A 20,256-nucleotide genomic window follows, 5' to 3' on the forward strand; every position below is an offset into this window, starting at 1 on the left:
AGGGGTTTGTTAATGGCGGCTGATGACGCGCAACTGCTCGAGCGCTTGCTGGCAGGTGAGCAAAAGGCTTTCCAGGAACTGGTCAGAACCTATCAGCGTGCCATGCGTGCCGTGGCCTACGCTATCGTAGGCAACCGGCACGCCGATGAAGTGGTTCAAGATGCCTGGCTGTCGGTGGTGCGTAACTTGAGAGGGTTTGAGGGGCGATCAAGCCTCAAAACCTGGCTGCTGACCATCACCGCCAACTCGGCCAAGAGCCGCTACAAGCAAAACCGCCGGGAAGTGCTGCTCGATGACCTGCCGTCGCCTCACGGCATGCTCGATGACGATCGTTTTTCATCGAGTGATGGTCATTGGCTGGTGGCGCCGTACGCCTGGCATCAGGACACGCCAGAGGCTCTGTTGACCGAAAACGAACTGCGCGAATGCCTGGAAGATACATTACTCAATTTGTCGGACCTGCAAAGGGGTGTGCTGCTTTTACGCGATCGGCAGGGGTTGGAGCTAGAAGAGATCTGTAATCTTCTGGAGATATCGCTCTCCAATGTTCGTGTGCTGCTGCACCGGGCACGATTGAAGGTCTTTGCGACCGTGGAGCATTTTGAGGAAACCGGCGAATGTTGACCTGTAAGGAACAAGTGGCGCGCTCCAGCGATTATCTCGATGGGCAGTTGAGTTTTCGTGAGCGACTGATGGTGCGGCATCATTCGATGTTTTGCCCCAATTGCCGACGGTTCTTTCGGCAGATGCGGTTGGTGCAGGCCACGCTGAAAGTGATGCCTGAGCCGCCTGTAACTGATCTGGATGCGCTGGCTGAACGGCTTGCCAAGGAACATCTGAAGAACAAGCCGTAGTTTTCCCGCCCGTAATACACCCCTTCAGCCGCTCTAGCTGCGGTTTGCATCTCTTCTCCGCTGTGGCTACTTTTTCTGTTATTTCGATTCGAAGTAAAAAAGTTCCCCTGTCATAAAATCTTTATCTATCAGCAACCCGGCTGAAATACACCGCCTCCAAGATTCCCTCCCAACACAAGCGGGCCAGACCCGCGTGTTTCCAAGCTACAGACCACCAATTAGGGGAACTCTTCGATGATCCGTAAGCACTTCGCCGGTTTTGCCGCCAGCGCATTGGCCATGGCAGTAACCGCCCAGGCTTTCGCTGGCACCGTCACCACTGACGGCGCCGATATCGTAGTCAAAACCAAGGGCGGCCTCGAAGTCGCCACCACCGATAAAGAATTCAGCTTCAAACTCGGCGGTCGCTTGCAGGCTGACTACAGCCAGTTCGATGGCGTCTACACCAGAAACGGCGATACCGCTGACGCGGCCTACATCCGTCGGGGCTTCCTGGAGCTGTCTGGTGTGCTGTACACGGATTGGGCTTACACCATCAACTACGACTTCTCCCACAACAGCGGTGATTCCGATAACGGTTATTTCGACGAAGCGTCGTTGGCCTACAACGGCTTCAAACCGGTCTCGATCAAAGTCGGTCGTTTCGACCCGGACTTCGGCCTGGAAAAAGCCACCAGCTCCAAGTGGGTCACCGCGCCAGAACGCAACATGGCGTACGACATGGTCGATTGGGCCAACAGCCACCAGAATGGTCTGGGCCTGCAAGCCTCCAGTACCTTCGCTGATTCGTTCTACGCGTCCGCCGGCGTGTTCAGCAAAGACACCGACGATACCGATGGCAACAGCGTCAAACAGGTCAACGGCCGCTTTGTATTCGCCCCGATGCATGACGCCGGCAACGTGCTGCACTTCGGTGTGAACGTGGCGTCCCGTGACGTCTCCGACACGGCCTTCGATTCGCGTTATCGCACCCGCATGGGCATGCGTGGCGTCGAAACCCTCGGCGGCAACGATGCTGGCACCAACGGCAACCGTCCGGTACTTGGCGGCAGTTCCACTTCGCCTGCCGGCTCCTATGACCGTGACGACGCTGTCGGCCTGGAAGCCGCATTCGCCATGGGCCCAGCCTCGATCCAGGGTGAATACATCGCCCGCAAAACCAAGGCCGATGACAGCAGCCGTGAAGACATCAAAGGTGACGGTTTCTACGTTCAGGGTGCCTACACCCTCACCGGCGAATCCCGTGGCTATAAAGTCGGCAAGTTCGATGCGATCAAGCCAGCCAACAAGTCCATCGGTGCCTGGGAGCTGTTCTATCGTTACGACAGCCTGACTGTCGAAGACGACAACATCACCACCGCCAGCCTGACCCGCGATGTCGGCGATGCCGAAGCCCAAGTGCACACCCTGGGCGTCAACTGGTACGCCAACGAAGCGGTGAAAATCACTGGCGCCTACCTCAAGGCCAAGACAGACAACGTGACCAATGCCACGGCTGCCAGCGGTACTACCCCGGCACGTCGAACCGGTGATGACAGCGGTGACGGCTTCGTGGTCCGCGCTCAATACGTGTTCTAAATCGCAGTAAACGCTGTATGAGCTCTTTCTTCATCCGTTAAAGCTCCTCTCGTTTAACCCCGCTTCGGCGGGGTTTTTTTGTTTCGGATTAGGCAATCAGATAAGCGATACTCGTCCCATCTGTAGAAAATGATGGTTGGGATAATAATGCCGCTGCAACGTCTGGAACGTCTGTCCGAAATCGCGCCGCACACCTGGGACGCGCTGGTGCCGGAAACTCAGCCGTTTCTGCGCCATGCCTTTCTGAGCGCGCTGGAAGACAGCGGCAGCCTCGGCCCGCATTCCGGCTGGCAGCCCGAGCATTTGTTGCACATTGACGGCGATCGCCTGATCGCTGCGCTGCCCAGTTACCGCAAATGGCATTCCTATGGCGAGTACGTGTTCGACCATGCCTGGGCCGAAGCCTGTGAGCGTGCCGGCATCGACTACTACCCCAAGTTGCTGACGGCGGTGCCATTCAGCCCGGTCAGCGGGCCGCGATTGCTGGCGGCGACGATCGAGGACGGTTTCGAGCTCCTGCAGAGCCTGCCGGGTTATCTGGAGATCGAAGAACTCTCCAGCGCCCATATCAACTTCACCGATCCATTCACCGACGCGGCATTGGCCGAACAGCCTGGCTGGTTGCAGCGCATTGGCTGTCAGTACCACTGGCAGAACCGCGGTTATCGGGATTTTCAGGACTTCCTCGACGCCCTCAGTTCACGCAAGCGCAAGCAAATGCGCAAGGAACGTGAGCAAGTGGCGGGGCAGGGCATCGATTTCGAATGGCTGGTAGGACGGCAACTGGATCAGGCGCAGTGGGACTTTGTGTATGCCTGCTACGCCAATACCTACGCGGTGCGTCGGCAAGCGCCGTACCTGACGCGGGAATTTTTCAGTCTGCTGGCCGAGCGCATGCCAGAGTCGATCCGTGTGGTGTTGGCCAAGCAAGGCTCACGACCGGTGGCCATGGCCTTCAGCCTGGTCGGGGGCGACAGCTTTTATGGTCGTTACTGGGGCTGCCTGGCGGAGTTCGATCGCCTGCACTTCGAGACCTGTTTCTATCAGGGCATGGATTATGCGATTGCCAATGGTTTTCAGCGTTTTGACGCTGGCGCTCAGGGTGAGCACAAGTTGATTCGTGGCTTTGAACCGGTGATCACCCATTCCTGGCATTACCTGCGCCACCCGGGCTTGAAATCGGCGGTGAAAGACTTCCTTGAGCGTGAGCGGGTCGGGGTGTTGGGGTATGCAGAAGAAGCGAAGACCGCCTTGCCCTACCGACAAGGTTGATCTTCGCGGAGCGGACTTGCTCGCGAAAGGGCCATCACATTCAGCATCAATGTTGGATGACCTACCGTTTTCGCGAGCAAGCCCGCTTGTGTCTTGCGCAGGAATTAGACTGAGGTTGAGAGCGGCGAGTGGCAAGCTGAACGAGGTAATTCTGCGGGTTTCACAAATCCGAACGCACCATCGCTTTTGAGTAATGGAAGTATGCAGACTTCATCATCACAAAGTCTGCTGTGTTCTGCTGAGTATGTTTTGTACTGCGCTCACCGCCCTATCGAGTACAGCTTCCTCACTAAGGTCGGTCGTATCGATCCTCACCCAATTTGCCAAACCACATCGCTCATAGCTGGATCGAACTCGATTTTGATACGCGACGAAACTTTTAAGACGATCTTCATTGCCGCCATCATAAGCCCCGCTCTCGCTAAGGCGAAAAGACCCTTTTCTTTTCGCTGCAAGAACGGGGTCGACATCCAAAAAAATGACGGCATCAGGTTTTCTAATTGTTGAAAATATTGCTAATGCCTCTTCAGCCAAGTTGGTATCTTTAAGTAAAAAGCGTGCTAGGTATTTGTAGTACCAACCATCTGCGATGCAACTAACTCCAGAGTTCATTAACGGCCTGAGGGCGGCATAATCTGTGGCTTGAAACCAAGCGGTGATTAAGGTTATCCAATGCCTGTCGCCTAATTGGTCCAGAGGGGCATTGTCCGGGTAATCCCAAAGGATTTCACGTATGCGGGACATATGAAACTCCGCATACCCTGATGATACAGGCGGTCGATTTTTATCTATATAATTCAATTCGGAATAGGACTCAGAAACCTTGTCATATGTTGCCCTTGCAACTGTAGATTTTCCTGCGCCGTCAGTGCCTTCAAATGCGATAAATATAGGTTGCCTAGCTGGAGAACTCATAAAAATCCCCCCAAATAGGCTTCGGTATCTAACGAATTTCTACCGCTCCCCTCAATTAAGGGTTGAAACCCTTCTCTACGATATATTTCCGACATTTTTTTTCCAAGCTTCATTAGGAAGTCTACTGAGGGGCGCTGCCTGTTAGAATATTGCGAGCCAGCGTCAGGGTGAAATGCAGCAACAGCAGGTACAACTCCCATATCCCCAAAATACTCGATGCCTTCAATAATTGACTCTAGTGGCTCCATACCGGCGACAAATCCTGCATATACGTTGCCACGACCTAAAACATCCACTGCGGCTTCGAAAGCGGCAAAAAAACGTTCGCGGGTATAATCACGAGCTTTCCCTGGGCAAATTTCTGAAAATAAATCCGGGTTGAATACCTCTAGGCTCATTGACATATTGTTGCCAATTTTTTTGAATCGATCAAAAAGACGAAAGTCCTTAGGAGGCATAGAGATTAAGTGATACTCCAAACTGCTTTGCAGGTTTGTATTTTTTACCCGTTCTAGTAAATCCATATGTATTGAGTATCCTTTATCATAGTTTGGAATCGTACCACCGTTCAATAGCACTCTCTTATATCGACCGTCCTCCTCCTTGATGGCTGTAGCTACTGCTTCACCCGCCACATCGCCCTTTATTCGCATTTTATGATCAGACAGGGTTTCTCTTGCTGATCCCAAAGAGCAGAACTTGCATTCATTTCCATCATTAAAGTAATAACAGTGGCCTGGGGAAAAAATTCCGAGTGTCGAATTTCCATAGGCGGTTATATGCTGCTCAAATAGCTCGCCATTGCTCAAATATTTTCCATAAGATCTAGGTCTACTTGGAAATGTAATTCTCACCGTTCTATTTCCATGCTTGAGCACAGGAGTTTCTTGCTCTAAGGCTATGCGATAGTCTGAGTCTGGATTGTAATTTGCAGCTGCGATAATCTGCCCATCAAGAATGATTTCTTGCGGAGTACGAGTGCTCGAATTAAGAATGATGCTGTCACCTGTCCCATAGGCTCGTCTTTTTTCGATGTGATCTGTTCGAACTTGATAATATTCTAGAAAGTCCCTAGTAAAGCTTACCCCCTTGCACAGTAATTCAAGTTTCAGGCTTACAGTTTCGACTAACATACTTTATCTCCAGTTAAGTTGGTCCAGCACTACAAAATAAGTCGTATCAGTTTTTCTGAGGATAAGGCAATCAAAGTTCCGTTGTCTGAAAGAGAAGCTGGCGAAGGAGGTAGGGAGAGTCTAGGGTGTCCTGTCCTATCAAATAGCGCACCTCCTGCTTCTCTCAAAATCAACTCTGCTGCGGCAATATCGCAACTACGCTCATGTCCTGGTGTGTCGATATCAATAAAGGCATCAAGAACCCCGGCAGCAATAAGGCAAATTTCCAATGAGGAACATGAGTAGACGCGGACTTTACTTGCCATCCATATGAGCTTTTCAATTATGATTCGTTCTCTATCCTCTTTGGGTCGGTGGAAAGAAATGTGCATGTCTTCTATACGATTAACTTTACGAGTCTGAAGTCTTTTTACAATAATCGACGACTGAAGGTAGGCTCCCTCACCTAATGCGGCGGTATATACTAAATCTCTTGAAAAATCATAAATCCAACCAAATATATAGACTCCCTCATGGTAAAGTGCCACGCTAGATGTATAAGCAGGAAAGCCTAAAACAGCGTTGTGCGTTCCATCTAGAGGATCTATAAGTATGTAGAAATCTCCGGTGTCACCGTATTTGACTACTGAAGTGTTCTCTTCAGAATATATCGTAATTCGCATGCTGATATTAGAAAGGCAATCATATAATATCCTCTGGCAATCTAAGTCATGCTGGGTTTGCGAGTTGTTCCAGTATTTGTTTTCTGTATTGGAGTCTGGTAAACAAGCCAGGGTTCCCGCCCAATAACGCCGTAATTGTTTTCTAGCCTCGTAGAGGCATTTCTCTAACTCGGGAACATGTTCACGTCTAAATAATGGTCTCATATCGATTGTTCCATTATTAATTGTATGTGCCAATGGTCCCTGTCTAATCGGGGGGCGTAAGACTTGACTTCAAATAGTTTTCCAGCATAAACAGCGTAATCCGCGCTCATGAAGGCACTGAATGATTTTGGGAACAGCGCTACAGTTTTGACTTCGACGTCATAACCAAATTTTTTTCTAATCATGTTTGCCGCCTGCCTGAGACTACCTCCGGTATAGGCTTTATCTATAATTAACCACGGTCCGTTCGATGAGGTGGGGGTAGGGAAAACATCTTGAAAAGCGTCATCTCTACTCAGCAAACTAGAATCGTTTTGCCGGTGCACTTCAGAAAAGAAAATATTATGATCTCCAGTTGCCGCCAAATAGCCAAGGGCAAGCGGCAAACCCGCCGACAGTAAAAATAGTTTGTTTTTTGCTATTTTTTCAATTTGGGACCAAATTGGGTGGTCCTCGTAAACATATCTCGTGTTGAGAGCGAAACTGCTATCCCAATGTTCATGGGATATGTATTTGCTATAGAAGGCGCAGAATCTATTATGAAATTCCATGGTTTCATTACTTGTATTTATAAGTAATCTGTTCTTGGTAATACCTCGAATATCTTCTCTTGTACGGACTAGAGATACATCGCAATGAAGGTGTGCAAATGCCTCGCTAATAAGTGAGTTTTTCAGGTTGTCAAGGAGCGATTTGGATGGGCCAGAAATAGCTATTTCTGGTGATAGCCCATCTCCTTTAATTCTACGAATCTCTCTGGAATTAATTTTGCTTGTGCTTGAGTTCAAATAATTCCATACACGCACAATGTTCTCACCGGACATACCATTATAAATTTGCTCGAGATTGCTCAAATCACAAATCATTTCTTCAGGATGTCGGAGGTCGAAAGAGGCTCTTTGAAGATGGCAGCCATTAAGTATGGCGTTTCGATAGGTGTAATAGTCGCTTGTTTGTACGCCACTCAATGTTCGCCAACCATGATGCTCACTAATGATAGTTATAGAGTTGGTACGTTGATTTAACGAGTGTAGAGCGGGATTTGCGTGATTCATAGTTACGACCTCACGATAATGCGCAAGATGAAAAAGCTCGGTTTTTATGCGGTGTTCTAATTTAATGCTCTGTTAGTTGGTTGAGGTTTGTGTTTTTAAGATACTGCCTAGGCGCCAAAGTAGAAACGACATCAGAAAAAACGAACAAAATACTAGGGCTAAAAATATGGAGTTAACGCTAGAGTCATAAAGTGATAGCAGTCCGACAGAAAGAATTAATCCGAGGATGTTGAGTAGCGATATAGTAAATAGCGTGGGAATCCAGAAATCCCCCATGCTCCTTAACGTCATTCGAGTCACAACATAAACGTATTCAAATATTAAAAATGGGATTGATGTCAGGATATTGCCCTCAATCAATCGCCTCGTCAGTGCATCGGACGTATAGATTGCTGATATATCTGCCTTTAAGAAAAAACAAGCTAGCAAAAACGGAGTCAATATAAAAAATCCGAACTTCATCCCTTGAATGTAGGTTGTACTCAATGAGTAGAAATCCTTTAGGTTATAGTGTCGTGCGACTACTATTCCTGTAGCATTTCCCACTCCGATTGAGACCATGTATACGATGCTTAAAAAATGAAGCGATGCCTGATACGCTGATAAGCTTGTATCGTCTAAGCTTTTTGAGATAAAGGAGAGCATAAAAAATAGCAGGCTTTCACCGCCAAAACAAAGTGCCATTGGGAGACCGCCAATAAAGTAATTCACATATGCTATTGTCGGGATGTTTCGTGAATGCCGAAATTGGTGGATGTGTTGATGAACTTGTAAGTTAAACAAGGTCAATGCAAGGCCAGCAAAAAAACACCTTAAGCCAGAATATATAAGTGCGAAATAAATTACATTTGTGTTTGAATTCGTCGAGACCAAAAGTGTGCAAACTAAAACAAAGGTGGCGTTGAGTAGCCATGTATATATCAGCTCGTATCGAACTTTTTTAATGGCATTGAAAAAGTTGAAGATAACTATCTGTAAATATAAAGCTGGAATGGATAGTGAAAGGCTCAATAGTGCTTTAAGTCCTTCAAGATCACCGCTGTTCGTAAGCGATTTTGATACGCTAGAGCTCAGTACAAAAATTGCGGAAACAATAATTGCCCCAAAGAAAATTGCAAGCCTGAATGAAATGATTAAATCGAGTTCAATGTCGTCCGAATTTAAGTTAGTTGATCCAGCTACTTTCACCATTGACGTTGAAAAAAAGCCAATGCCTACTACTGTTAGAAAGGAAATCAATGCCCATGCGAGTGATGCATGACTAAGTGAGTCAACTATAAAGTGTCCAATAAAAGAAAAGTAAAGTAGCGATGCAATCATTTCCCCTAGTCTGGAAAATATCAGCGGAATGGCTATTCGGGTAACTTCCATGTTTGGTCGCCCGTGTTTGTTTAGGTATAGAATGGAGGCCTGAAAAGTTAAAGTTAGTCGTGCTTGCAAGTCGCTCGTCTCAATCCCACTCTTTGAGTAGGCTGATTAAAGATGGAGTTCCTTCCGCAGCGAAATATTTTTTCCTGAAGTAGTATTCACACATCGATATTTTGTGCTTGGTTTGTTTTCGCTTGTTGAATTCTTTGTCCAGTGCGGAAAGAGACTTTTGCGTTGATGGGTAAATTTTTGATTTTTTTAGTAGTTCTTCAATTGCCAGAAATACCAGGTCCATATATTTCAGCGTTTCCTGAATGTATGAACGGCACTCAGCCTCTGTGACCGCCCCCTGTCTGGCCAAGGCAAAAAATCTATTTTTAATTTCATCAAATCCATCAACTCTGAACATATTCGAATAAACCCACTTGTAGTGCTTGTTTGTTGTGCCTGTTAAGTAGGTAAAGCTCATTGTCGTCTTTAGCATCATATCTCTTGCTATCTCACAACCCATCCAAAGATTTCCCGACTGCCAACAGCCTTGAACATCTTGGAATGCATAAAATACGGGAAGTTTTTCACGGTGAGCTACATAAATATGCTTCTCCAAAGGTATCTCGGATTTCAATCGGTTGAATTTTTTCTCGTTCTCCAATGCGTGCCCAATTAATGATCTATGAATGACATTGTTTTCCGTGTTTGATAAAACTGGGTCGTAGAGAAAATGCTGATCATAAGTAATCTCCTCAAATGCTTTCTCAATCTTGGCAATAATGCCTTCTAATTCGGAAAATGTTATGTAGTCAGCATCAATGTGGATGCTGGTGTCGCCGTAAAAATCTGTTGTGTTATGAACTTCCTCATCTTGGGTGATGTAGTGATAATTTATATCTGTAACGAGTGCGTGTTCGCTATTTTTAATGTTGTTTGCTTTAGGCCGTTGATCGCACAGAATAATACAATCGATGTCAGAATGAATGGTTCCAATTCCCTCGATTAAAGAGCCTGAAACAACGAGAATGCTTGTGCTTTCTAAAAAAGCTTTTTCGCGTAGATAGTTTTTTGGAATTGAGATTCTTCCATCTAATATGGAGATCTCATTGTCGGAGATTTTTGACTGCGAGGTTTTTATGAGTGCGGTCATTACCTGTTACTCCCTGCGCGATGGCGAGAATATAACTCGAGACATTTTTTCAAGTTGTAAGAGGCCGCGCTCCAGAGAACAGGCGCCAAGTATTTTACTTGGAATAACTTCGCCGCTCAGAGGTAATAGCACTCATGTGCTGACCCTAGTGTCGATATGGGCAGATCGTCAATACTTATACAAAAAATCAGAAGTGTCTTACAGACGTTGATGTCCAAGTATTCAATATAGGAAAGAAGCTTTGTTTTTCTTTGAAAGATTACTCCTACAGGTCATCGTCCGAGAGGCTGTAGGAGTAAAGATGGGGGCGTTGTGTCAGTACAGACTATCCCGCACTCTCACCGGTGCTTCGCGGTCATACGCCTCGGCATCGAACTGCCCGTCGTTCAGGCGCTTGTGAAACGCCCCGGCGGTCGGCAGCGCAGAGCGTTCGAGGTGTTTCTGCGGGTTCCACACATCCGAACGCACAATGGCTTTCGAGCAGTGAAAATACGCCGCTTGCACCGTCACCAGCATCACCGTGCGTGCCGGTTTGCCGTTGACTGAAAAACTCTCCAGCAACTCGGGCTCGGCGCTGATCTGCGCTGTGCCGTTGACCCGCAACGTCTCGCCGATCCCCGGAATGATGAACAGCAACGATACCCGCGAGTCGAGCACGACATTGCGCAGCGTGTCGATGCGGTTGTTGCCCGGTCGATCCGGGATCGCCAACGTGCGTTCATCGATGATCCGCACGAAACCCGGCGTATCGCCACGCGGCGAGCCGTCCATGCCGTCGGGGCCGACCGAGCTGATAATCACCAGTGGCGAGGCGCGGACCATCGCCTGATAGTCCTCGTTCAGAAACGGGATCAGCTTGCGCACCGCGCGCTCATGGGGCAGGCCGTAGATCGCTTCCAGCGCTTCAATTGAATTCAACATCGTTCATCCCTCTACGAATCAGAAAACCAGACCCATCCGCCGTTCATAACCGATCCGGCCTTTGTACGCTTCGCCGCTGTCGACATAGCCAAATTTTGCATACAACGCGATGGCCGCCTCATTATCCGCATCCACCGACAACTCCAGCCCTTTGATTTCCGGCCAGGCCTGGCGCGCTACCTCGGGCAGGGCTTGCAGGCAGGCTTTGCCATAACCTTTGCCTTGGGCGCGGCGATCGACTTGCAGGGCGTGCAGGGTGGCGCGGTGTTCATCGGCCCACGTCGGTAGCACCGGCGGGCGCTTGAGCAGCAGGAAGGCCACCGGAGCATCCTCCACCAGCAGCGCAAAGCCTTTGACGCCAGGGCCAGGCTTGGACAGCAAAGTATGCAACGCACCATGTATGTCGCCGGAGAATTTGATTTGTTCGGCGTGGATTTCGATGGCCTCGACCTGTTGACGCTGCAGGGCGTTCAGGCTTTCGTAAGGCACGAGTCGGGCTGTCACTGGAGTGTCCTTTTTCCAACGGAAATGAGCCTCGAATTCTAGCGAATTTGCTCCCATGGATTATTTTTATTTCGGTTGTCGATTTGGCTTTTCGCCAGACGACTAAGGGTGTCTTCAACAAAAAAACCACGGAGAACCATCATGAATGCTGATACACAAATCCATAACCTGATCGATACCTATCGCCAGGCAGTCATGGCCAAGGACGTGGAAAAGGTCATGGCCCTGTACGCCGACGACATCGTCTCCTTCGATGCCGTCAAAGCCCTGCAATTCAAGGGCAAGGCGGCCTACCGTGCGCATTGGCAGGAATGCATGGAGATGTGCCCTGGCCCGCACATTTTCGAGTTCCACGAGATCAACGTTGTACCATCGCAGGAGATCGCTTTCGCTCATTGGCTGGCGCATTGCGGCGGCACCAATGAGAAGGGTGAAACCCAGGCCTGCTGGATGCGCGTCACCGCGTGCTACCGCCAGGAAGCGGGGCTATGGCAGATTGTCCACGAACACTGGTCGGCGCCGTTCGACATGACGAGCGGCACGGCGCTGTTCGACCTGAAGCCCTGAGATTATTTACTGGCAAGCAGCGCCAAAATGCCGATCTGCAGCCATAGTTGTTCCGTTCAATCAGGAGAGTGCGATGAAGTATTTATGCTTGGTCTACAGCGATGAGCACCTGCTGCATTCGCTGCCCGACAGCCCGGAAGACGCCGAATGCTGGGCCTATGCCGAGTCGATTCAGGGCAGCGGCCGGATGATCGCCGCCGAAGCGCTGGAGTCGGTGCAGACCGCGACCACCGTGCGCATGCGCAACGGCAAAATGTCGGTCACCGATGGTCCGTTCGCGGAAACCAAGGAGCAGTTGGCCGGCTTCTACCTGATCGATGCCAAGGACCTCAATGAAGCCATCCAGGTCGCCGGCAACATCCCGGCGGCCCGGGTCGGCAGCGTTGAAGTGCGCCCTGTGCGCCAGTTGAATCCCTGAGTGATGGCGGGCGCAGCGGTCAAGGCGCGAGTCGAGCAGGTTTACCGCGAAGACTCGCGGCGGATTCTGGCGACCTTGATCCGTCTGCTCGGCGATTTCGACCTCGCCGAAGAAGCGCTGCACGAGGCGTTCTTCGTCGCGGTCGAGCGCTGGCAGCGTGACGGTGTGCCGGACAATCCGCGCACCTGGCTGGTATCCACAGGGCGCTTCAATGCTATCGATGTGTTGCGCCGACGCGCGCGTTTTAACGCGTCCCGGCCGATGTTGATCGCTCAACTGGAAGAGCTGGAGCAGGCTGACTGGAGTGATGAAGATGTGGAAGACGATCGCTTGCGGCTGATCTTCACCTGTTGTCACCCGGCACTGGCGGCAGACGCTCAAGTGCCGTTGACCCTGCGCGAAGTCTGCGACCTGACCACTGAAGAAATCGCCCGGGCCTTTCTCTCGGCACCGGCCACCATCGCGCAGCGTATCGTGCGGGCCAAGGCCAAGATTCGTGACGCGAAAATCCCTTACCAAGTGCCCACCCTGACGGAACTGCCCGAGCGTCTCGACAGCGTGCTGCGGGTGATTTACCTGGTGTTCAATGAAGGCTACTCGGCGTCTATCGGCAACGAATTGACCCGCGAAGACCTGACGCGCGAAGCGATTCGGCTCGGTCGGTTGTTGATGGAATTGCTTCCTGAACCGGAAGTGATGGGGCTGCTGGCGCTGATGCTGTTGCACGAATCCCGGCGCCCGGCCAGGACTTCGCCCGACGGTGAGCTGATTGTGTTGGACGAGCAGGATCGCTCGTTGTGGGACGCTGAGCTGATTGTCGAAGGCTGCGCACTGGTGGAGCGGGCGCTGACGACGCGGCGTTTCGGGCCTTATTGCCTGCAAGCGGCGATTGCCGCGGTGCACGCCGAAGCGCCCATGGCAGCGGAAACGGACTGGCCGCAGATTGTCGGCCTGTATGACGTGCTGCTGCGGGCTGTGCCGTCACCGGTAATCGAACTCAACCGCGCGGCGGCGCTGGCCAAGCGCGATGGACCGACGGCCGGGTTGATGTTGATCGAAGGGATTCTGGCCCGGGGCGAGTTGCTGGATTACCACCTGGCGCACTCGGCGCGGGCAGAGTTTTACCGGCAGTTGGGGAGGGTGGAAGAGGCACGAGCGGCGTATGAGCGTGCGCTGGAATTGACACAGCAAGTGCCGGAACGGCGGTTTATCGAGGGGCGATTGCGGGAGTTGGGATGATGTGATCTTGCGGGCCCCTTCGCGGGCAAGCCTCGCTCCTACAGGATTGTGTCGATCACACTTTTACGATTCGACTCGAATCTGTAGGAGCGAGGCTTGCCCGCGAAGGGGCCCGCAAGATCACATCACTCCAACATCTTGCCAAGCAACCAACTCCCCGCCGGCCCCGGCGGATGCAGCCGCGACCACAGCGCATCGACGTACACCGCTTTCGGCCAGCCGCGCACCTTCAGCTCCACCAACGAACCGGCCCCGAACCGCCCCACCAGCCACCGAGGCAACGGCGCCCAGCCGAACCCGCCCTGGGCCATTTCCAGCAGCATCAGATAACTCGGCGCCGACCAGACACGCCCCTTCGCGCGGCTTTCATACGGATTGACGATCGTCGCCAGACGCAGCTCGCGGTGCTGTTGCAGCACGTCTTGATCGATGCCCTTAAGCTTCGCCAATGGGTGAGCACGGGACACGAAAAGGGCGATTTCCGTGCGCTCGTCCACCGTCGAACTGACCAGGTCTGACGGGTAGCTGTCTTGCATCTCGGCGAAGGCAACATGCGCTCGACCGCGTTGCACCAACGCCACCAGGTCATCGCATTCGGCGATCAGGCATTCAAGTTCCAGGTCTGGATAGCGCTGCTCGAAAGCACTGAGCGCCGCTTCGAAACGGTTGGACTGGTAAGTGTCGGAAATCGCCACCGTCAGCTTCGGCTCGACGCCTTGGGACAGTTGGCTGGCGGTCATTTCCAGACGGCTGGTAGCAGCCAGAATCTCCTCGGCCCGCTGCAACATGACGTGCCCGGCCGGCGTCAGGCTCGGCTTTCGACTGCTGCGATCGAACAGGGCAAGATTCAGGTCGATTTCCAGGCTGGCCACTGCGGCGCTGATGGTCGACTGACTACGGCCGAGCTTGCGCGCCGCAGCAGAAAACGAGCCTTGAGTCGCCGCCTGGACAAACGCCAGCAACACTTCGTGGGAAGCCATGAACTATCGCCTTGATCGATGATTATTGGTTATGAAGTATCGGCGTGATGGCAGATCATGGCAACCACAGTCACTCAGGGAGTCTGGCCATGAGCGCCAACAAGTCCATCACTGAACGAATTTTCCAGGCCATCGGTTTCGAACTGCTGGCGATATTGATCTGTACCCCGCTGCTGGCCTGGGTCATGGACAAACCCATGCTGGAGATGGGCGCAGTCACCATGGCTATTGCGGCCCTTGCCCTGGCGTGGAACGTGGTCTTCAACGGTCTGTTCGACCGGTTGCTCAAGCGCTTTGCCATTGTGCGTAACGCTTGGGTCCGCGTGGTGCATGCGCTGTTGTTCGAAGGCGGTCTGGTGGCGTTCGGCGTGCCGTTGATTGCCTGGTGGTTGAAGATCAGCCTGTGGCAAGCGTTTCTGCTGGATATCGGCGTGCTGTTGTTTTTCCTGCCGTACACCTACGTGTACCACTGGGGTTACGACGTGGTGCGTGAGCGGCTGTTGGTGCGCAGGGCTTGCGAAGCGTAAAAACCCGCCTTTGTAGGAGCGAGGCTTGCCTAGGCTTGCCCGCGAAGGCGTCTTCACATTCCACGATGATTTTGACTGTTATACCGCCTTCGCGGGCAAGCCTCGCTCCTACGGGGGCGGTGGTGATGATGGTAGTGATCAATAATCCTGCCGCTTGCGGAACGCCCAGCGCCCGGCGATCACGGTAAAGCTCGCCACCAGCGCCACCAGAATCCAGAACCCTTCCGGGTCTTCGGAAAGGGGCACCCCACCGACGTTCATGCCAAAAAAACCGGCGATGATGTTGATCGGCAGTGCCAGCACCGTGACCACGGTCAGGGTGAACAGCGTGCGGTTGCTCTGTTCGTTGAGGTTGGCGGCAATTTCTTCCTGCAACAGCTTGATCCGTTCGCCGAGGGCCGTGAGGTCGTTGATGATCAGCGCAAACTCCTCGGTGGACTTGCGCAACTCCTTGACGTCCTCTTTCTGCAACCATTGCGGCGGACGATTGAGCAGGCGCAGCAACGAGCCTGGCTCCAGCGCCAGCAACCGTTGCAGGCGCACCAGTACCCGGCGGTTGGCGCCCAGTTCGGCGCGGTTGTTGGACAGGCGCGAAGACAGCAACTCATCTTCGATCTGATCGACACTGAGGCTGGTTTTGCGCACGATCTGCGTCAGCACCTCGCCCTGATCGCGCAGCAAATGCACCAGCAGTTCCAGCGGCGAGCGAAAGCATTCACCGGCCTTCACCGAAGAACGCAGCTTGTCCACCGAGTGCAGCGGTTGCAGGCGTGCGCTGATGATCAGCCGACTGCGGGCGCAGACCCACAGTGTCGAGACATCCGAGGAGACCATGCTGCTGAGGTTGAACACCACGTCGTTGACCACCGCCAGCAACGCCGAATCGACATGCTCGATGCGCGTCGAGCGAGAACCTTCGTGCAACGCTTCGAAAAATTCATCGGGCAAGGCCAGATGGCTTTTCATCCAGCGCTCGCACGCGGCATGGGCCAGGTTCAGGTGCAGCCAGAGGAATTCGTCACTGTCGTCTGGTTGCTGCAGGCAGTGCAGCGCCTTGGCCGAATCAATCTCCCGACCGCGCTCGCCGGGGCGAAAACTGAAACCGTAAAGCAACCCAAACAGATCGGAATCGCGATGGCGCTGGTCAATGCTGTGGTTCATGAGGTCTCGCTGGAGGAGGCGCCTGTCGCGGGTTTCACAGGTTCACTTGAGCCCCATCATCGCAACGTAGTTTGAAAGTTTTGTGACAGTTGAGTAGCACCGGCAAACCGCCTCCTGCCGGTGGTCGGAAGGGCTCAAGAAAGGCTCTGGCCCGCCGATGTGGGTAATGTCGATCTTCCGATTCTGGTCGTGAGCCAGCGTCGCTGACAGGGATGTCCGGACATCTTGCACCCTACTTGGGCGTGCCTTATCCCTGTCATGAGATATCACTCGATGTTTTTGCAAAAATCCCTGAGAGCACAAATCCTCGCCCTGTTGAGCGGCAGCCTGTTAGCGATGTTGCTGATCGCTTTGTCCTCCTTTCACTTTTTGTCCAATGGGGTTCAGAACTACGCGAACCTGATCGAAGGCCCCTTGCACACGTCCCAGCTGATCGATGAAGCCAACCTGCAATTCAAGGTGCAGGTTCAGGAATGGAAGAACGTGCTGCTGCGCGGCAAGGAACCTGCGAACCTGGACAAATACTGGAAGCAGTTCGAGGACCGCCAGCGTGATGTGCAGGGCACCCTCGGTGAACTGGCCGGGCAGAAGGGCATCGAGCCACAACTCAAGACCCGCATCGAACGCCTGCGTGAAGAGCATCGTGTATTGGGAGCGGCCTATCAGAAGGGCCGTGATGCCTACGTGGCGGCTGGTGCTGACCCAACGGCCGGCGACAACGCGGTCAAAGGCGTGGACCGTGCTGCCAGTGAGCAGATGAGTGAACTGGTTAGCGACCTGCGCAAGCAGGGTACCGAGCAATCGAAGCTGATCAGCGCCAGCGCCGATCGCACCGTGTTGTTGGGGCTCGTGGTAATGCTGGTGTCGGGGCTGTTGATCGGCCTGTTGAGTCTGTGGCTGGTCAACCGCAACCTGGTGGAGCCGATCCGTAAACTGATCGACTACGTGGCGCAACTCAGTCAAGGGCGGTTCGCCGAGCGCGTGGCCAGCACCCGTCAGGACGAGTTGGGCAACCTGGCCAAGGCCGCCAATACCTTGCGCGATTTCCTCGCCGAAACCTTCAGCCGTTTGCAGCGCAGTGCGACGGATCTGGACAGCGCCAGCGGCGAGCTGAACTCGATTGCCGGCCTCATGGCCAGCGGCACCAACGAGCAGTTCAACCGCACAGATCAGGTGGCCACGGCGATGAACGAAATGTCTGCCACCGCACAAGAAGTCGCGCGTCACGCAGCCGACGCGGCACGTGCGGCCGATGACGCCGACCAATCCGCCCAGCAGGGCGAGAAAGTCATGCAGGGCACCATTCACACCATCACCCAAATGCGCGGTGAAATCGCCAACACCGCCGCGGTCATCCGTCGTCTGGAAACCGACAGCGGGCGCATCGGTAAAGTGCTGGAAGTGATTCGCGGCATCGCCGAGCAAACCAACCTGCTGGCGCTCAACGCGGCAATCGAAGCGGCCCGTGCCGGTGAAGCCGGGCGTGGTTTTGCGGTGGTCGCCGATGAAGTGCGCAGCCTGGCCCAACGCACGGCGGCGTCGATCATCGAGATCAACCAGATCATTCAAACCGTGCAAACCGGTGCGGTTCACGCGGCCCAGGCCATCGAAAGCGGCCAGTCGCGCAGCGAAGAAAGCGTCGAGCAAGTGACCCAGGCCGGCGCCATGCTCGAGCGGATCACCCATGCCGTGGAAGCCATTCGCGACATGAACCGCCAGATCGCCACCGCCGCCGAAGAGCAGACCTCGGTGGCCGAAGACATCTCGCGCAACCTCACCGAAATCACCAGCATCGCCAGCACCAACCTGGACAACGTGCAACGCACCGAAGCGGCCAGCCACAATCTGCATGGGTTGTCGGGGCAGTTGAATGAAGTGACGGCGCGGCTGAGCGCCTAGTGGAAATGGCTGTGTACGTCGGGTTCGGTGGTCAGTACTTCGGCATGGGATTGCGCTCAGCAGGCATGACCGTTGGTCGAATCGACGTTTCGGACCCCTTGATTCAGAGGGTACCTGTTAGTTCTGACAGTAGACGGGGGAGCATTCCGAACGGCTTGATGATCGGGTCTGCGCTCTGGCGCTATTTCCCGATAAGGAGTGTTCCATGTCCAGGCTTGAAGTGTTGGAAAAATTGGTGATCCCGAGCATGACGCCGGTCGAAGGTAAGGAGTATGAGGGTGAGGTGTATTTACCCGAGGATCCCGGCCTTAAGGCAATTATTGAGAGTAATCAACGATTGAAAAAAGATGATCGTCTTGTGGTTAGCTGGAAAACCGAAGACGCGACTGAAACTGTCCTGGATCACAAGGTCACTCTGATTGAGGAAGAAAACTCAGTGCAGTTTTTTGTGGGTAAAAACTTCATTGCGCCGGGGGTGGTGACTGCTGATTATGAAGTTACTAGAGGCGATATGATTTTTCGCTCCAAAAAACTGATCATCATGGTCAAGTGATTCGAGCCTGGCAAATCACATCGGCAAGCTGAAGGTAAACGTCGTGCCCTGTTGCTCGGTCGATATCACTTCCAGCTTCCCGCCATGTGATTGCGCAATCTGACTGGCAATGTACAACCCCAACCCGAGGCCGGCCTGCGGTGTTGCGCCGGTTGGTTTCGAGTAGGGCTGGAACAGGTGCGGCAGCGCATCCTCGGCGATCAATCCGGGGTTTTTCACGCTCAACACAAAGTGTCCTTCCGCGACCTGCGCACGGACCTTGATCGGGTCATTGGGATCACCGTGGACAACGGCGTTCGCCACCAGATTGGACAGCAACTGCGCGACCCGTTCGCGATCGCAATGAATGTTGCTCAAGTCGCCAATCGACGACTGAATGATGCGTTTGGGGTAAATGCTCTGGATCTCGGAAATCACGTGCCGCAACGCATCTCCCAGGTCTGGGCATGGTTCGATGTTTACAGGGATGCCTCGGCCCAGTGAACCTCGCGCGAAGTCCAGCACATCGTCCACCAGTTTGGTCGCACGTCGGGCGCTGGTGAGAATGTGTCGGGCGCGCTGCTCATTCGCGGGGTCAGAGACTTTGCGCAGGAGCATTTCCGCTCCGGCGCTGATGGCAAACAAGGGGTTGCGCAAATCATGGCCGAGCACAGCGATGAACTGTTCGCGCAGTTCGGCGGTTTTGCGTTCCTTGATCAATGCCGCTTCGGTCCGTTGCAGGTTTTCTTCGGCCTCGATCTGCAGCGCCAGCATCCGGGCGAACGACTCCATGGTGCTCTGGATCGTGCTGGACTTGAGCGATGCCGGATTGGGATCAAGGGCACAAAGGGTGCCGAAAAAACGCCCGTCGGTGCGCAATATCGGCACGGCAATGTAGCTTTCGAATTGATAGGTGCGGGGTGTGTGGTGATCGCGGTAGAGCGGATCCTCACTGGCCTTGTCGATCACCACCGAGTGGTGGCCCTGGCGGACTTCGTTGCACAGAGTGGACACCAGATCCAGTTCATCGCCCACTTGCAAGCCGAAATCCAGTCGATCGAGCACCGCGCAGGCAGTCCATGAGCCTTCGGTAATACGGGCCACCGCCGCGAACCGCAAACCAGTCAACTCACTGATCACCTGAAGAATCGCCGGCACCGCGCTGATCCGGCTGATTGTGGCGATGTCTGCTGCCGCTGTTTGCCCCATATCCTTGGTTCTCTGCTCCAACATGCCAAATGGTTTTGAGGGATTCTAGCGGGCTTGCGCAAATTGTCGCGCCTTCGTTCGTCGCTTCAGCGAATGGCCTGATGCCAAACGCTTTTT

At 53.2% G+C, this 20,256-nt stretch carries 22 protein-coding genes; 11 read left to right on the forward strand and 11 right to left on the reverse strand.

Annotation, left to right across the window (positions count from 1 at the left end):
* Nucleotides 1-12: 12 nt before the first annotated feature.
* From ACYZT2_RS08260 to ACYZT2_RS08275, 4 genes are all read left to right on the forward strand, one after another.
* Nucleotides 13-624, forward strand: a complete 612-nt coding sequence (locus tag ACYZT2_RS08260) for an RNA polymerase sigma factor (RefSeq protein WP_461971409.1) — start codon at nucleotides 13-15, stop codon at nucleotides 622-624.
* A complete protein-coding gene (locus ACYZT2_RS08265) occupies nucleotides 618-854 on the forward strand; it encodes an anti-sigma factor family protein (RefSeq protein ID WP_461971410.1) in 237 nt (78 codons plus the stop codon). The genes ACYZT2_RS08260 and ACYZT2_RS08265 overlap by 7 nt, the downstream gene beginning before the upstream one ends.
* 234 nt (nucleotides 855-1,088) lie before the next feature.
* On the forward strand, nucleotides 1,089-2,432 hold the full coding sequence (locus tag ACYZT2_RS08270) for an OprO/OprP family phosphate-selective porin (protein ID WP_461971411.1): 1,344 nt from the start codon (nucleotides 1,089-1,091) through the stop codon (nucleotides 2,430-2,432).
* Nucleotides 2,433-2,579: 147 nt separating this feature from the next.
* Nucleotides 2,580-3,704, forward strand: a complete 1,125-nt coding sequence (locus tag ACYZT2_RS08275; RefSeq protein ID WP_461971412.1) for a GNAT family N-acetyltransferase — start codon at nucleotides 2,580-2,582, stop codon at nucleotides 3,702-3,704.
* Nucleotides 3,705-3,920: 216 nt separating this feature from the next.
* Here ACYZT2_RS08275 and ACYZT2_RS08280 read toward each other — a convergent pair whose 3' ends face one another.
* The 5 genes from ACYZT2_RS08280 to ACYZT2_RS08300 all read right to left on the reverse strand — a co-directional run bounded on the left by ACYZT2_RS08280 (nucleotide 3,921) and on the right by ACYZT2_RS08300 (nucleotide 8,357).
* Nucleotides 3,921-4,619 carry a dTMP kinase gene (locus tag ACYZT2_RS08280; protein WP_461971413.1) on the reverse strand — a complete coding sequence of 233 codons (699 nt, stop codon included), beginning with the start codon at nucleotides 4,617-4,619 and terminating at the stop codon, nucleotides 3,921-3,923.
* Nucleotides 4,616-5,752 carry a radical SAM protein gene (locus tag ACYZT2_RS08285; protein WP_461971414.1) on the reverse strand — a complete coding sequence of 379 codons (1,137 nt, stop codon included), beginning with the start codon at nucleotides 5,750-5,752 and terminating at the stop codon, nucleotides 4,616-4,618. Before ACYZT2_RS08285 ends, ACYZT2_RS08280 begins: the two co-directional genes overlap by 4 nt.
* Before the next feature lie 29 nt (nucleotides 5,753-5,781).
* Nucleotides 5,782-6,618, reverse strand: coding sequence for an inositol monophosphatase family protein (locus tag ACYZT2_RS08290; protein WP_461971415.1), 837 nt, complete (start codon nucleotides 6,616-6,618; stop codon nucleotides 5,782-5,784).
* Nucleotides 6,615-7,673, reverse strand: coding sequence for a hypothetical protein (locus ACYZT2_RS08295; protein WP_461971416.1), 1,059 nt, complete (start codon nucleotides 7,671-7,673; stop codon nucleotides 6,615-6,617). The genes ACYZT2_RS08290 and ACYZT2_RS08295 overlap by 4 nt, the downstream gene beginning before the upstream one ends.
* A gap of 72 nt (nucleotides 7,674-7,745) precedes the next feature.
* The gene (locus ACYZT2_RS08300; RefSeq protein ID WP_461973027.1) at nucleotides 7,746-8,357 is read right to left on the reverse strand and encodes an MATE family efflux transporter; all 612 of its coding nucleotides are present in this window, start codon (nucleotides 8,355-8,357) and stop codon (nucleotides 7,746-7,748) included.
* A 259-nt stretch (nucleotides 8,358-8,616) separates the two neighbouring features.
* On the opposite strand from ACYZT2_RS08300, the gene ACYZT2_RS08305 reads away from it, so the two are divergent.
* Entirely contained in the window at nucleotides 8,617-8,934 is a 318-nt protein-coding gene (locus tag ACYZT2_RS08305) for a hypothetical protein (protein WP_461973318.1), read from the forward strand.
* Nucleotides 8,935-9,123: 189 nt separating this feature from the next.
* Here ACYZT2_RS08305 and ACYZT2_RS08310 read toward each other — a convergent pair whose 3' ends face one another.
* The 3 genes from ACYZT2_RS08310 to ACYZT2_RS08320 form a co-directional block, all read right to left on the reverse strand.
* Complete coding sequence (locus tag ACYZT2_RS08310; RefSeq protein WP_461971417.1) at nucleotides 9,124-10,182, reverse strand: hypothetical protein; 1,059 nt, start codon at nucleotides 10,180-10,182, stop codon at nucleotides 9,124-9,126.
* A 315-nt stretch (nucleotides 10,183-10,497) separates the two neighbouring features.
* Nucleotides 10,498-11,103 (reverse strand): pyridoxamine 5'-phosphate oxidase family protein, encoded by a 606-nt coding sequence (locus ACYZT2_RS08315; RefSeq protein ID WP_461971418.1) that lies wholly within the window; start codon nucleotides 11,101-11,103, stop codon nucleotides 10,498-10,500.
* 18 nt (nucleotides 11,104-11,121) lie between these two features.
* Entirely contained in the window at nucleotides 11,122-11,607 is a 486-nt protein-coding gene (locus ACYZT2_RS08320) for a GNAT family N-acetyltransferase (RefSeq protein WP_461971419.1), read from the reverse strand.
* 141 nt (nucleotides 11,608-11,748) lie between these two features.
* Between ACYZT2_RS08320 and ACYZT2_RS08325 the strand changes: the two genes are divergently transcribed.
* The 3 genes from ACYZT2_RS08325 to ACYZT2_RS08335 all read left to right on the forward strand — a co-directional run bounded on the left by ACYZT2_RS08325 (nucleotide 11,749) and on the right by ACYZT2_RS08335 (nucleotide 13,831).
* A complete protein-coding gene (locus tag ACYZT2_RS08325) occupies nucleotides 11,749-12,174 on the forward strand; it encodes a YybH family protein (protein ID WP_461971420.1) in 426 nt (141 codons plus the stop codon).
* A gap of 73 nt (nucleotides 12,175-12,247) precedes the next feature.
* Entirely contained in the window at nucleotides 12,248-12,592 is a 345-nt protein-coding gene (locus ACYZT2_RS08330) for a YciI family protein (protein WP_461971421.1), read from the forward strand.
* 3 nt (nucleotides 12,593-12,595) lie between these two features.
* A complete protein-coding gene (locus tag ACYZT2_RS08335) occupies nucleotides 12,596-13,831 on the forward strand; it encodes an RNA polymerase sigma factor (RefSeq protein ID WP_461973029.1) in 1,236 nt (411 codons plus the stop codon).
* A 125-nt stretch (nucleotides 13,832-13,956) separates the two neighbouring features.
* On the opposite strand, the gene ACYZT2_RS08340 is transcribed toward ACYZT2_RS08335, so the two are convergent.
* Complete coding sequence (locus tag ACYZT2_RS08340) at nucleotides 13,957-14,811, reverse strand: LysR family transcriptional regulator (protein WP_461971422.1); 855 nt, start codon at nucleotides 14,809-14,811, stop codon at nucleotides 13,957-13,959.
* 89 nt (nucleotides 14,812-14,900) lie between these two features.
* Between ACYZT2_RS08340 and ACYZT2_RS08345 the strand changes: the two genes are divergently transcribed.
* A complete protein-coding gene (locus ACYZT2_RS08345) occupies nucleotides 14,901-15,338 on the forward strand; it encodes a multidrug/biocide efflux PACE transporter (RefSeq protein ID WP_461971423.1) in 438 nt (145 codons plus the stop codon).
* Nucleotides 15,339-15,476: 138 nt separating this feature from the next.
* Here the strand turns inward: ACYZT2_RS08345 and ACYZT2_RS08350 are convergent, their stop codons facing one another.
* Nucleotides 15,477-16,499, reverse strand: coding sequence for a transporter (locus ACYZT2_RS08350; RefSeq protein WP_461971424.1), 1,023 nt, complete (start codon nucleotides 16,497-16,499; stop codon nucleotides 15,477-15,479).
* Between the two features lie 273 nt (nucleotides 16,500-16,772).
* Between ACYZT2_RS08350 and ACYZT2_RS08355 the strand changes: the two genes are divergently transcribed.
* Together ACYZT2_RS08355 and ACYZT2_RS08360 are read left to right on the forward strand one after the other, a co-directional pair.
* Complete coding sequence (locus ACYZT2_RS08355) at nucleotides 16,773-18,398, forward strand: methyl-accepting chemotaxis protein (RefSeq protein WP_461971425.1); 1,626 nt, start codon at nucleotides 16,773-16,775, stop codon at nucleotides 18,396-18,398.
* A gap of 205 nt (nucleotides 18,399-18,603) precedes the next feature.
* Nucleotides 18,604-18,951 (forward strand): hypothetical protein, encoded by a 348-nt coding sequence (locus ACYZT2_RS08360; RefSeq protein ID WP_461971426.1) that lies wholly within the window; start codon nucleotides 18,604-18,606, stop codon nucleotides 18,949-18,951.
* Between the two features lie 15 nt (nucleotides 18,952-18,966).
* Here ACYZT2_RS08360 and ACYZT2_RS08365 read toward each other — a convergent pair whose 3' ends face one another.
* Complete coding sequence (locus ACYZT2_RS08365) at nucleotides 18,967-20,139, reverse strand: GAF domain-containing sensor histidine kinase (protein ID WP_461973031.1); 1,173 nt, start codon at nucleotides 20,137-20,139, stop codon at nucleotides 18,967-18,969.
* Nucleotides 20,140-20,256 lie beyond the last annotated feature (117 nt).

This window comes from Pseudomonas sp. MDT1-85, assembly GCF_054898065.1.

Coding starts and splice junctions, on each gene's coding strand:
- ACYZT2_RS08295 (WP_461971416.1), bottom strand. CDS start 7,673: ATGAATCACGCAAATCCCGCTCTACACTCGTTAAATCAACGTACCAAC.
- ACYZT2_RS08355 (WP_461971425.1), top strand. CDS start 16,773: ATGTTTTTGCAAAAATCCCTGAGAGCACAAATCCTCGCCCTGTTGAGC.
- ACYZT2_RS08305 (WP_461973318.1), top strand. CDS start 8,617: ATGGCATTGAAAAAGTTGAAGATAACTATCTGTAAATATAAAGCTGGA.
- ACYZT2_RS08310 (WP_461971417.1), bottom strand. CDS start 10,182: ATGACCGCACTCATAAAAACCTCGCAGTCAAAAATCTCCGACAATGAG.
- ACYZT2_RS08265 (WP_461971410.1), top strand. CDS start 618: ATGTTGACCTGTAAGGAACAAGTGGCGCGCTCCAGCGATTATCTCGAT.
- ACYZT2_RS08315 (WP_461971418.1), bottom strand. CDS start 11,103: ATGTTGAATTCAATTGAAGCGCTGGAAGCGATCTACGGCCTGCCCCAT.
- ACYZT2_RS08285 (WP_461971414.1), bottom strand. CDS start 5,752: ATGTTAGTCGAAACTGTAAGCCTGAAACTTGAATTACTGTGCAAGGGG.
- ACYZT2_RS08260 (WP_461971409.1), top strand. CDS start 13: ATGGCGGCTGATGACGCGCAACTGCTCGAGCGCTTGCTGGCAGGTGAG.
- ACYZT2_RS08280 (WP_461971413.1), bottom strand. CDS start 4,619: ATGAGTTCTCCAGCTAGGCAACCTATATTTATCGCATTTGAAGGCACT.
- ACYZT2_RS08335 (WP_461973029.1), top strand. CDS start 12,596: ATGGCGGGCGCAGCGGTCAAGGCGCGAGTCGAGCAGGTTTACCGCGAA.
- ACYZT2_RS08345 (WP_461971423.1), top strand. CDS start 14,901: ATGAGCGCCAACAAGTCCATCACTGAACGAATTTTCCAGGCCATCGGT.
- ACYZT2_RS08360 (WP_461971426.1), top strand. CDS start 18,604: ATGTCCAGGCTTGAAGTGTTGGAAAAATTGGTGATCCCGAGCATGACG.
- ACYZT2_RS08275 (WP_461971412.1), top strand. CDS start 2,580: ATGCCGCTGCAACGTCTGGAACGTCTGTCCGAAATCGCGCCGCACACC.
- ACYZT2_RS08270 (WP_461971411.1), top strand. CDS start 1,089: ATGATCCGTAAGCACTTCGCCGGTTTTGCCGCCAGCGCATTGGCCATG.
- ACYZT2_RS08325 (WP_461971420.1), top strand. CDS start 11,749: ATGAATGCTGATACACAAATCCATAACCTGATCGATACCTATCGCCAG.
- ACYZT2_RS08330 (WP_461971421.1), top strand. CDS start 12,248: ATGAAGTATTTATGCTTGGTCTACAGCGATGAGCACCTGCTGCATTCG.
- ACYZT2_RS08350 (WP_461971424.1), bottom strand. CDS start 16,499: ATGAACCACAGCATTGACCAGCGCCATCGCGATTCCGATCTGTTTGGG.
- ACYZT2_RS08300 (WP_461973027.1), bottom strand. CDS start 8,357: ATGGCACTTTGTTTTGGCGGTGAAAGCCTGCTATTTTTTATGCTCTCC.
- ACYZT2_RS08340 (WP_461971422.1), bottom strand. CDS start 14,811: ATGGCTTCCCACGAAGTGTTGCTGGCGTTTGTCCAGGCGGCGACTCAA.
- ACYZT2_RS08290 (WP_461971415.1), bottom strand. CDS start 6,618: ATGAGACCATTATTTAGACGTGAACATGTTCCCGAGTTAGAGAAATGC.
- ACYZT2_RS08365 (WP_461973031.1), bottom strand. CDS start 20,139: ATGGGGCAAACAGCGGCAGCAGACATCGCCACAATCAGCCGGATCAGC.